A 12,025-nucleotide genomic window follows, 5' to 3' on the forward strand; every position below is an offset into this window, starting at 1 on the left:
GTATTTCTGGCGCCACTTGTACAAAGTGGCTGTGCTGATGCCGTTTTCCCTTGCCAACTCCTCGGCACTGCGGCCTCCGGAAAACTCCTTTAAAATACCTGCAATCTTTGCAGGACTGAATGTGCTCTTTTTCATTTCTTGATTACGATTTAAAGTTAATAATTTTATACTTTTAAACCGTACTGTTTTCGGGGGAGCTTACATACACACACAACAACAACAACAACAACAATCCCACCACAACAGGAAAAAATACCTTTCAGATTTGATAATTAATCTTCAAAATAATGAGTGGTTGCTGAGCAGTTTACAGTGAGCTTGTCGAACTGCCGAAGCACACTCATTTTCTTTTTTATTCATTCTTTTTAGGGAGTAACTGGAGTAAGTGATTTTTTACAAAACACTTTTTTGTTTTTTATGATCAGAAAAAAAAGCTGAAATAAAGTCAAACAAAGCAAAAGACGTATTAGCCTTCATACTTTGCTGTAATCCCTTTCTATTGAATAGTTTTTTTTCAATATCAAAAAAAAATATTTTCTTTTCACCATATTCAGTTACTTACTTACTCATTTATACTTTTCCTCTTTTTACTTTCGATTGCAGGTTGTATATTTAACAATTAAATTATTTTATAAAATTAAGTAAAGCAAATGGCTAAAAAGAAAAAAGAAGAAGTTCAGGAAACGATAGAGAAAACCTTATGGAAAGCAGCGGATAAGTTGCGTAAAAACATCAATGCGGCGGAGTATAAAGATGTGGTTCTTGGATTGATTTTCTTAAAATATATATCAATTGCATTTGAGAAATTGCATGCAGAATTAACAGCACAAATCGATCAAGGAGCTGATCCGGAAGACAGAGAAGAATACACGGCAGAAAATGTATTCTTTGTACCACCTTCGGCGCGTTGGTCATTTTTACAATCTAGTGCGAAGCTACCTACGATTGGTAAAATTGTAGATGATGGAATGGATGCTATTGAGGCAGAAAACCCACAATTGAAAGGTATTTTACCGAAAGTATATGCCAAACAAAACCTTGACCCTACCAGTTTAGGTGATTTAATAGACTTAATTGGAAACATAAATTTTGGTGAAACAAAAGAACGTTCTGCCGATGTTTTAGGTCATGTGTTCGAGTATTTCCTAGGTCAGTTTGCGTTGGCAGAGGGTCAAAAAGGCGGACAATTCTATACACCTCGTTCGGTTGTTGAATTGTTGGTAGAAATGTTAGAACCTTACAAAGGTCGTGTATTCGATCCGTGTTGTGGTTCGGGTGGTATGTTTGTGCAGTCAGAGAAATTCGTAACTGAGCGTCAAGGTCGTATTGATGATATCTCGATTTACGGACAAGAATCCAACCAAACCACCTGGCGTTTGGCGAAGATGAACTTGGCCATTCGTGGAATTGATTCTACGGGTGTAAAATGGAATTCGGAAGGTTCGTTTTTGAACGATGCACACAAAGATTTAAAAGCCGATTATATCATTGCGAATCCTCCGTTTAACGTGAGCGATTGGTCGGGTGATTTATTGCGTAACGATGCGCGTTGGCAGTATGGCGTACCGCCGGTAGGCAATGCCAACTTTGCCTGGTTGCAACATTTTATTCATCACTTGGCACCAACTGGTCAAGCAGGTTTGGTATTGGCAAAAGGAGCGTTAACTTCTAAAACATCGGGTGAAGGAGAAATCCGTAAAAACTTGATCGAAGAAGGATTAATCGACTGTATCGTCAACTTACCAGCGAAGTTGTTCTTGAATACACAAATTCCTGCGGCTTTGTGGTTTATACGCCGTAAGAAAGTGCCGAATGCCAAATTCCGTAATACCGTAAACGAAATTTTGTTTATCGATGCCCGTAATTTAGGACATCTCATCAACCGTAGAAATCGAGAATTGAGCAAAGAAGATATCGACTTAATTGCTTCTACTTACCACAATTGGCGAAATGTCGATGGACAATACGAAGATGTCGCTGGTTTCTGTGCTTCGGTTACATTAGACAAAGTACGAGAGTTAGATTATGTACTAACGCCTGGGCGTTATGTAGGTTTACCGGATGAAGAAGACGATTTCAACTTTGTAGAACGTTTTACTTCGCTAAAAGCAACTTTGGAAGAACAATTAGCCAAAGAAGTGGAACTGAATGCGATTATTGCAGAAAACTTGTCGAAAATTGAACTGCCAAAAGAATGAGTAAAGATTTAACCCTTTCCCAACAACATATAGAAAACCGAATTTTTACGATTCGGGGGAAACAAGTCATGTTCGACAGAGATCTGGCAGAAATGTACCAGGTGGAAGTAAAAAGGTTAAATGAACAGGTAAAACGCAATATTGACCGGTTTCCCGAGACATTTCGCTTTCAGCTGAATAGCCAAGAAAAAGATGAACTGGTCGCAAATTGCGACCGGTTCGAATCGTTAAAACATTCCGCTGTAAATCCGTATGCATTTACAGAGCAGGGTGTAGCGATGCTGTCTGTTATTTTTAAATTCAATTAAGAGTCCTATGACCAACGAAATTATACTCTACCAATCGGATGATTTACCGGAACGGATTGAAGTAATCATAGAAGGAGAAACTGTTTGGCTGTCTCAAGAGCAAATGGCTCAACTCTTTAATCAAACGAAGCAAAATATAAGCTTACATATCAACAATTGCTATAAGGAAGGAGAATTAGATAGAAAGGCAACTGTCAAGGAATCCTTGACAGTTCGAAAAGAAGGAAATAGAACCGTGCGAAGAATGATAAAGTTCTATAACCTCGATGTAATTATCTCTGTTGGTTATCGCGTTAAATCAAAGCAGGGTACTCAGTTTAAGAATTTGGGCTACGAACGTATTGAGAGAGTATTTATTAAAAGGGTATGCACTGAATCAACGTATGGATCGAGTTGAAAACCATGTGGACGAGCTCAGTAAGAAAATGGATATCATATCTTTACAGATCGAATCTAATAAACTTCCTAATCAAGGCGTTTTCTTCAATGGACAGGTGTTTGATGCTTACAACTTTGTGTCTAATCTGGTACGAAATGCCAAATCCTCTATTCTCCTTATCGATAATTATGTGGACGACACGGTGTTGACCTTATTAAGTAAAAGGAAAATGAATGTGAAAGCCAACATCTATACGGCAACTATTAGCCAACAGCTGCGCTTGGATCTGCAGAAACATAATCAGCAGTATCCAGCAATAGGTATCCATTTATTCAAACAAAGCCACGACCGCTTTTTAATCATTGATGAAAAGGAGTTGTACCACATTGGCGCTTCGCTAAAAGATTTAGGAAAAAAGTGGTTTGCTTTTTCTCGAATGGATAGCTTGTGTAAAGATGTATTGAGTAAAATTAAAAAAGAGAAGGATGGAGAATAATTGGAAGGAAGTTAAATTAGGAAAATTCATCAAAGTAAAACATGGTTTTGCTTTTCCTGGAACACACATTACCGATCAAGAAACAGATCAGGTATTGGTCACTCCTGGTAATTTTCATATTGGTGGTGGATTTAAAAATAATAAGTTTAAATACTTTAATTCAAATGATTATCCAGAAAGTTATATATTAAAAGAAGGTGATATCGTTGTAACAATGACTGACCTAAGTAAAGAATCAGATACTTTAGGATATGGAGCGAAAATTCCACGAAATAATAAAGTAAAATTTTTACATAATCAACGAGTAGGTTTAGTTGAGTTCAAAGACGAAAAAGAAATACATTATGATTTTGTATACTGGGTATTACGAACTCGTTCTTATCAAGGGTATGTTGTAGGTTCAGCTAGTGGTACTTCAATTATGCATACATCACCAAGTAGAATTGAAGATTATGATTTTTTTCTTCCCCCACTTCCTGAGCAAAAAGCTATTGCTTCGGTATTGTCGAGTCTGGATGATAAAATAGACTTATTACACCAACAAAACCAAACCTTAGAGGCTTTGGCGGAAACCTTATTCCGTCAGTGGTTTGTGGAAGAGGCAAAAGAGGATTGGGAGGAGCTTCCATTTTCTGAATGGATTAGTGAAACAGTTGGTGGAGATTGGGGTAAAGAAACTCTCCAAGGTGAATTTACTAAAGGAGTTTATTGTATTAGAGGAACTGATATTGCTGATCTTTTAACAGGGATTCCAACGAAAACTCCAATAAGATTTGTAAAAGAAAAGAAATTCCAATCTATAGAACCAAAAGAAGGAGATATAATAATAGAAATTTCAGGAGGTACAGAAAATCAATCTACTGGTAGAGCATATTTTATAAATAATGAAATAAAATCATTATTTGGTAAAGACTTAGTATTCTCAAATTTTTGTAGATTAATTAGAATAAAAGATTCAAACTATTCCTTTTTTGTGTATTTGTATTTAAAATACTTATATGATCAGGATGAATTTTTCAATTTAGAAAATGGAAGTTCAGGCATCAAAAATCTTGATTATAAATCACTATTATTTGAAAATAAATATAAGATGCCAAAAGAAGATTTAGTTCTTAAGTTTAATGATTTAGTATCTGATAGCTATAAGAAAATAAACCATAATAAATTTCAAATCCAAACCCTAACCCAACTTCGCGATACCTTATTGCCTAAGTTAATGAGTGGCGAGGTAAGGGTGAAAAACTAAAATCATGAGTGATAAATTTAAAATACCAAAGGATTAAATTATGATAAACTTGCTCTATAGATTGTTCTTGACATTCAATTCTACGTATTTGATTGTAGTGGTCTACTTAATTAAGGAAGGCTACTATTTGTGTTATTTGAATAAATTAGGTTGGAGCATTTACGTATCATGGGCAATTTTTATTTTATTTCCGATACTGTTAACGGCATTTAGTTTTATCCTTGCAAAGCAATTACCAAAAGACAAAATTGGCTCCTCATCGATAACTGAAATTGAGTTAGCAAATAATAATTTTTTACCAACTTATTTAGGATATTTTTTTGTGTCGTTGAGTGTCAATAATACACCAACATTAGTGGTAGTTTTTTCCATAATCTATGTTTTTACTTTTCTATCTCAAACGCTTTATTTCAATCCCATTTTCTTATTATTTGGATATCATTTTTACTTTATAAAAACTCAAAAAAATATTAAAATATTTTTAATAACACGAAAAAAATTAAAAAATCCAGGTGATCTCGGATTTGAAGAATTAAGAAGAATTAATAATTACACTTTTATAGATTTATAATATGGCAGACATATACATTTACGGGAAGGTCAAAAGGAAAAATAATTTATTTCGAATTTTAGCTTCAGAAAATGAGGTTTACGAACAAGACAAAATACCAACTGACGGAGTTGAGTATGATCCTAATACCTTAATTGAACCTGAAGAATACTACAAAATAAGCAATTTTTCAGTAACTGATTTCTCGATAGATTTCATAAAAGATGAGTTGAATTCGGTCGACTTTGATCAAATTGTTGAGGATGATTTAAAGAAGTTATCTTACATATGTACTGTTCAAGAACAAATTTATTTTTTTCAAGCAATTAGCACAAGTTATTATATTAAGAAAAAGTGGATTTTGATATCTGAGCTATCTCTCAAAGAAGACGAACCGATTATTACAGTTAATGAATATGCAGATGTGATTTACAATAAAGAAATAGATACACTATATTTTAAGAAACTTTCTGTTGCGAACCGAGTTTTTAAAGGTTTAGATCAGCTATATAGAGAAGCTACAGCAGAAGAATCTCAAGCATTTTTAGAAAGTGATTTTTTGGAAGTTAATGCAGATTACGATGTCTCTAAAGTTTCAATTCCTAATAGAAAGAAGATTGCATTGATCAAAGATACATTAGAGAAATATGATGATATAGAAAAGCAAGCAATTTATGATTACACAAGAGAATACGGTCAAGTAGTTTATGAAAATGGTAAATTTAAAATCGAGACAGATAATGATTTAAAATACGTGTTGTGGGGAATAGAACAGAGATACTATACCACGCCAATTGGTGGTGAAAAAAGAGTTGCTAATTCTGTGATTTCAATTTAATTAACTCAATATTACGACCGAAAATAAAATTGTTAAAAATAATTATAAGTGTGAGAAATTAAACTTCGCTACATTTTGTTAATCAAGTAAATGAGTGATAAAGTACGGATAAAGATTTATTTAGTTTAAAAAATAATTTACATAAAGTGTTACTTAAAATAATTTAAAAATGTATCTTTGCAGTGAATATAACATTTGGTGATAAAAAATTAAAAAAAATAGCCAACGACCAAAGAAAATGTTTTCAGGAATTAGGGCAATTGAGGGGGAAGAAATTTCTTCAACGTTTATCTGATTTGAGAGTTGCAGAAACATTAGAAGACGTAAGGCATTTACCAGGACGATTCCATGAACTCGTTGGTGACAGGAAAGGGCAATGGGCATGCGACTTAGATCATCCCTATCGCTTAATTTTTAAACCACATGAAAACCCTATTCCTACAGATGAACACGGTAAATATATTTGGGTAGAAATACTTGGAGTAGAGGTTATCGAAATTAAAGATTATCATTAATAACACTTAAAGAAGTAAATTATGATACCACAAAATGAATTCATTCTAGATATCGCATTCCACCCTGGAGAAACTTTAGCTGAAAAATTAGAAGAAATAAACATGGGACCTAAAGAATTTGCTATTCGGACAGGTAAACCCGAAAAAACGATTAATGCTGTACTCAAAGGAGAAAGCGCGATTACTCCGGATATGGCTATTTTATTTGAAGATGTTTTACAAATCCCTGCCCGTTTTTGGCTAAAACAACAATATGAATACGACGAATATATCGCTCGCCAAAAACGACAATCTGTTATAGCCTTAGCAAAAGATTGGGCACGTGCTTTTCCATATGCTGAAATGGCTAAATTGGGTTGGGTAATTCCGACAACCAAAGTTGAAGAAAAAGTTGTACACTTATTTAAGTACTTTGGTTTAAGCTCGTCTGAAGCTTGGGAAGAATATTTCTATAAGCAACAATTAAAGGTTGCTTTTAGAATTTCATTGCACAATACTAAAAATCCTCATGCCTTATCAGCTTGGATACGGCAAGGGGAACTACAAGCTAATAGAATAGAAGCGCCAGCTTTCGATAAGCAATTACTGATAAATCAGCTTTCGGACATAAAAAATGTAATGGCTGCACACCCACAAGATTTCTTTGTGCAATTACAGCAATTGTGTCTAAAAGCGGGGGTAAAAATAATTTATACACCTTGTGTAAAACAAGCACCTATTAGTGGAGCAACTCGCTGGATCAATAATCATCCTGTAATTCAACTAACAGGACGTTATAACCAAAATGATCGTTTTTGGTTTACCTTTTTCCATGAAATTGGGCACGTTTTATTACACGGTAAAAAAGAGATCTTCTTAGAAGATATAGAATATTCTGATTATGATAAACGGAAAGAGCAGGAAGCCGATGATTTTGCTGTAAAATGGACGTTTTCTGAAGAGCAGGAAAATGAAGTTTTGAAAAATGAAGATCTGACAGAGAGAGAAATTGTGGAATTTGCTAATAAATTCAATACACATCCTGCTATAATTATTGGACGTTTACAAAAGAAAGAAATCATACATTATTCACAAGGAAGGCAGTTTTTTCTTAAACTAAACTTTAATAACTCCAACGAATGATATGACCGAAAACGAAATAGAACAACTCGCTATAACATTATTAGAACATCAGGGATATACCTATATCAATGGAGTTCAACTAGCCCCTGATGCACCTGATTCTGAAAGAACAACTTTTGAAGAAGTTGTTCTAAAACAACGATTGGAAAATGCAGTTCGGCGTATCAATCCAACTATTCCTCTTGATGCACAACAAGATGCAATGAAACAAATCTTGCGTATTGCTTCTCCTGATGTGTTATCCAATAACGAAACATTTCATCGATTACTAACGGAGGGTATTCCGGTTACCAAACGTGTAGATGGGCAGGAACGAGGGGATCGTGTGTTTTTAATAGATTTTGAAAATCCATTACAAAATGATTTTTTGGTTGTGAATCAATTCACTATTGTGGAAAATGGTGTAAACAAACGCCCTGATTTAATAGTTTTCGTAAATGGTTTACCGTTAGTTGTAATTGAATTAAAAAATGCAACAGATTCAAATACTACCATCCAATCCGCTTATCGACAAATAGAAACCTACAAAGCAATGATACCTTCATTGTTTACGTATAATGCGTTTTCGGTCATTTCAGATGGTTTAGAAGCAAAAGCAGGAACCATATCTGCAGGTTTGAGTCGATTTATGGCTTGGAAGTCAGTAGATGGTCAGGTAGAGGCTTCCGCTTTAGTAAGTCAGTTGGAAACCTTGATTAAAGGGATGCTAAATCCAACAACTTTATTGGATTTGGTTCGTCACTTTGTGGTTTTCGAAAAGTCAAGAAAAGAAGATAAAGATGGAATTGTTACCGTACAAACGGTAAAGAAATTAGCAGCCTATCATCAATATTATGCCGTAAATCGTGCGGTAGAATCTACTAAAAGAGCTTCTGGTTTTGTTTCAAAACAAACAATAGGGAATTTATTAAATGAATCTCCTGAAAGCTATGGTTTACCAGGCGTGAAAAACCAACCCGAAGGCGACCGTAAAGGAGGTGTGGTTTGGCATACACAAGGTTCGGGTAAATCTTTGTCTATGGTGTTTTATACTGGTAAAATTGTATTAGCCTTAGATAATCCAACGGTTTTAGTGATAACAGACCGTAATGATTTGGATGATCAATTATTCGACACGTTTGCGGCATCGAAACAATTATTGCGTCAAGATCCTGTTCAAGCGACTGATCGCAAACAGTTAAAAGACTTATTGAAGGTAAATTCAGGAGGAGTAATTTTTACTACGATACAAAAATTTCAACCGGAAGAAGGAAACGTTTTTGAAACATTATCTGCTAGAGAAAATATCATTGTAATAGCAGACGAGGCTCATCGGACACAATATGGTTTTAGTGCTAAAACGGTTGATGATAAGGATGAGAAGGGAAATGTAATTGGTAAAAAAATCGTGTATGGATTTGCCAAATATATGCGTGATGCCTTACCCAATGCGACGTATTTAGGTTTTACAGGAACACCAATTGAAAGTACGGATGTCAATACGCCAGCAGTTTTCGGTAATTATGTAGATATCTACGATATAGCTCAAGCGGTTGAAGATGGCGCAACGGTTCGTATTTTCTATGAAAGCAGACTGGCGAAAGTAAAACTAACAGAAGAAGGTAAAGAATTGGTGGATGAGTTGGATGACGAATTGGATCAGGAAGATCTAACATCCACTCAAAAAGCTAAAAGTAAATGGACACAGTTAGAAGCTTTAATCGGCGGGAAACAACGTGTTCAAAATATAGCTACTGATATTGTTCATCACTTTACGCAACGTCAAGAAGTGTTTCAGGGGAAAGGAATGATCGTGTCGATGAGTCGTCGTATTGCGGCGGATTTGTACAATGCGATTATTGCTATAAAACCTGAATGGCATTCGGACGATTTGAAAAAAGGAAAGATAAAAGTTATTATGACTTCCGCTTCTTCTGATGGTCCAGAATTAGCAAAATTTCATACCACAAAAGAGCAACGTAGAATGTTAGCCGAACGTATGAAAGATCCTAATGATGAATTAGAATTGGTTATTGTTCGTGATATGTGGTTAACAGGTTTCGATGCGCCAAGTATGCATACCCTGTATATCGATAAACCTATGAAAGGGCATAACCTTATGCAGGCGATTGCTCGCGTAAATCGTGTATATAAGGATAAACCTGGAGGATTAATCGTTGATTATTTAGGCATTGCTTCCGATTTGAAAAAAGCGTTGGCTTTCTATTCAGATGCTGGAGGTAAAGGAGATCCTGCTGTGGCACAAGAACAGGCAGTTGCTTTGATGTTAGAAAAAATTGAAGTGATTTCTGCCATGTATCATGGTTTCCCTTATGAAGATTATTTTGATGCCGATACATCTAAAAAATTGTCGATGATATTAGCTGCAGAAGACCATATTTTAGGTTTAGAGAATGGTAAGAAAAGATATATTGATGAAGTAACTGCTTTATCAAAAGCATTTGCTATTGCTATACCGCACGATCAAGCGATGGATGCTAAAGATGAAATTTCATTTTTCCAAGCCGTTAAAGCAAGGTTAGCAAAGTTTGATAGTGTGGAGCCAGGCAAAACAGATGAAGAAATTGAAACAACCATTCGACAAGTAATTGATCAGGCTTTGGTATCCGATCAGGTGATTGATGTATTCGATGCAGCAGGTATTAAGAAACCTGATATTTCTATTTTATCGGATGATTTCTTGATGGAGTTGAAAGGTATGCAACATAAAAATGTGGCGTTGGAAGTTTTGAAAAAATTATTGAATGATGAAATAAAATCCAGAACGAAAACCAATTTAGTACAGAGTAAGAAGTTACTGGAAATGTTGGAGCAGTCGATCCATCGGTACCATAATAAAATTCTAACTGCAGCTGAAGTAATTGATGAGTTAATCAATTTAAGTAAGGATATTGTTGAAATGGATAATGAACCCAAGAAGTTGGGCTTAACAGAATACGAGTATGCTTTTTATTCAGCAGTTTCCAATAATGATAGTGCCAGTGAACTCATGCAACAAGAGAAGCTTCGTGAGTTAGCTGTAGAATTAACCAATACTATAAAACAAAACGCAAGTATCGATTGGAATATAAAAGAAAGCGTGCGAGCAAAGCTGAAAGTAGCTGTAAAACGATTATTGCGTAAATATGGTTATCCACCTGATATGCAATTGCTAGCTACGGAAACAGTATTAAAGCAAGCGGAGATGTTAGCGAAGGAGTTGAGTGCGTGATCTAAGAAAGGATTATCAGATTTTATTTTTTGTTGAAAAACTTAAAACGTAGTTTACATTTTATATTTAAAATCTCTTTGAACAAGAAGCTTAATGTAATTTATCTTTATTATTGATGATATTATAAATCTTTCTTTTTTCTTATTAGGAGAAATTTTGTCTATAAAAAAATGTTCAAATAGCTATGTTTTTTTCTGCATTATTTTGCTTTATTTTCTAACTTTACAAGATAGCTCCCATTAAACACAAAAAATTGTAATTAAAAAGTAGAAAACATCCTTTTAGTGAAGTTCTACTGCATTAATGATATTGATGTTTGCTCTATTAACAAATGAAAGAAGAAAACATATACCAAATCTATTCTCCCGCATCAGTAGTAGGCTCGTTCAACAACGCGCTCATTATCCCGCAGACGCTGAGCTTAATATATTTAAAAGGCCGCTACACCGCCGGGCAGGGAAAATCCTACGCCGGCTATTATTACGATCTTTTCTATTCCGAGTCCGACACCACCAGCATCAGCGTAAAATTATCCGGGATACTTCGCTCCAAATTGGTAAATGGTGAAGTCTATATCCTCAAAGGTTTTATTGAAAAAAGTGTCCGGAATTCAAGCATTGATTTGCGCTTTGCAGCGGAAGAAATTGTGCAGCAGAAAGAAGACAGTTTTCAGAAGATGACTTAAAAAGATACGACTTAATTCAGGCAAAACTCGAAAAAGGTTCTCGCGACTTGGAAACGTTCATCCGCGAAAAAAACTGCGTAACGAACCTATAAAAATTGCAAACATCTACGGCCACTCCGCAATAGTTCAGCACGATTTCAACGAAGGATTAAACATCTCTTCCGGTGAATTTAAAATCACCGATTTCACCTGCAATATCACTTCAGCAACTTCCATCCTTCAGAAATTACAGGAATTGAAGCCATTGCAGTTCGATATTATCGCACTGGTTCGCGGCGGTGGAGACCGCCAGAGCTTTGATGTATTCAGTGATGTGGATCTTGCCAATGAATTTATTAACCTTGAAATCCTTTACTGAACCATTATAAAACAAATTAATCAATTGAGGTCATAATATAATTTCATATCTTTAAAGCATTATAAAAAGGGTAAAAAATGGATATTTTTCGAGGTCAAAACCTTTTAGACTTTGTTGAA

The 12,025-nt window shown here is 35.0% G+C and carries 13 protein-coding genes; 12 read left to right on the forward strand and 1 reads right to left on the reverse strand.

All coding sequences use genetic code 11. The annotated features are described in order from the left end of the window. Window positions 1-135, reverse strand: a 135-nt coding sequence (locus BUB43_RS10615; protein WP_143154111.1) for a transposase, incomplete at its 3' end; no start/stop codon positions are given. Window positions 136-650: 515 nt separating this feature from the next. On the opposite strand from BUB43_RS10615, the gene BUB43_RS10620 reads away from it, so the two are divergent. The 12 genes from BUB43_RS10620 (at window position 651) to BUB43_RS11495 (ending at window position 11,906) form a co-directional block, all read left to right on the forward strand. Next, window positions 651-2,198, forward strand: coding sequence for a type I restriction-modification system subunit M (locus tag BUB43_RS10620; RefSeq protein WP_073180963.1), 1,548 nt, complete (start codon window positions 651-653; stop codon window positions 2,196-2,198). Next, on the forward strand, window positions 2,195-2,506 hold the full coding sequence (locus BUB43_RS10625) for an ORF6N domain-containing protein (protein WP_083541305.1): 312 nt from the start codon (window positions 2,195-2,197) through the stop codon (window positions 2,504-2,506). Before BUB43_RS10620 ends, BUB43_RS10625 begins: the two co-directional genes overlap by 4 nt. Before the next feature lie 7 nt (window positions 2,507-2,513). Continuing rightward, window positions 2,514-2,903: a virulence RhuM family protein gene (locus tag BUB43_RS11575; protein ID WP_395858376.1), complete on the forward strand. Its 390-nt coding sequence runs from the start codon at window positions 2,514-2,516 to the stop codon at window positions 2,901-2,903. Continuing rightward, on the forward strand, window positions 2,848-3,381 hold the full coding sequence (locus tag BUB43_RS11580; RefSeq protein ID WP_395858377.1) for a hypothetical protein: 534 nt from the start codon (window positions 2,848-2,850) through the stop codon (window positions 3,379-3,381). Before BUB43_RS11575 ends, BUB43_RS11580 begins: the two co-directional genes overlap by 56 nt. Next, a complete protein-coding gene (locus BUB43_RS10635) occupies window positions 3,371-4,627 on the forward strand; it encodes a restriction endonuclease subunit S (RefSeq protein WP_073180965.1) in 1,257 nt (418 codons plus the stop codon). The genes BUB43_RS11580 and BUB43_RS10635 overlap by 11 nt, the downstream gene beginning before the upstream one ends. Window positions 4,628-4,724: 97 nt before the next feature. Further along, on the forward strand, window positions 4,725-5,198 hold the full coding sequence (locus tag BUB43_RS10640; RefSeq protein WP_260200812.1) for a hypothetical protein: 474 nt from the start codon (window positions 4,725-4,727) through the stop codon (window positions 5,196-5,198). A 1-nt stretch (window position 5,199) separates the two neighbouring features. Further along, the gene (locus tag BUB43_RS10645; RefSeq protein WP_073180970.1) at window positions 5,200-6,015 is read left to right on the forward strand and encodes a hypothetical protein; all 816 of its coding nucleotides are present in this window, start codon (window positions 5,200-5,202) and stop codon (window positions 6,013-6,015) included. Window positions 6,016-6,197: 182 nt separating this feature from the next. Then, entirely contained in the window at window positions 6,198-6,530 is a 333-nt protein-coding gene (locus BUB43_RS10650; protein WP_073180972.1) for a type II toxin-antitoxin system RelE/ParE family toxin, read from the forward strand. Between the two features lie 21 nt (window positions 6,531-6,551). Further along, on the forward strand, window positions 6,552-7,652 hold the full coding sequence (locus BUB43_RS10655) for a HigA family addiction module antitoxin (RefSeq protein WP_073180974.1): 1,101 nt from the start codon (window positions 6,552-6,554) through the stop codon (window positions 7,650-7,652). Window position 7,653: 1 nt separating this feature from the next. Beyond that, entirely contained in the window at window positions 7,654-10,863 is a 3,210-nt protein-coding gene (locus tag BUB43_RS10660) for a type I restriction endonuclease subunit R (RefSeq protein WP_073180975.1), read from the forward strand. Window positions 10,864-11,194: 331 nt separating this feature from the next. Then, window positions 11,195-11,548: a hypothetical protein gene (locus BUB43_RS10665; protein WP_073180977.1), complete on the forward strand. Its 354-nt coding sequence runs from the start codon at window positions 11,195-11,197 to the stop codon at window positions 11,546-11,548. Between the two features lie 235 nt (window positions 11,549-11,783). After that, a complete protein-coding gene (locus tag BUB43_RS11495) occupies window positions 11,784-11,906 on the forward strand; it encodes a hypothetical protein (protein WP_260200811.1) in 123 nt (40 codons plus the stop codon). Window positions 11,907-12,025 lie beyond the last annotated feature (119 nt).

Origin of the sequence: Cruoricaptor ignavus (assembly GCF_900141665.1) — a bacterium.
Taxonomy (GTDB): Bacteria; Bacteroidota; Bacteroidia; order Flavobacteriales; family Weeksellaceae; genus Cruoricaptor; species Cruoricaptor ignavus.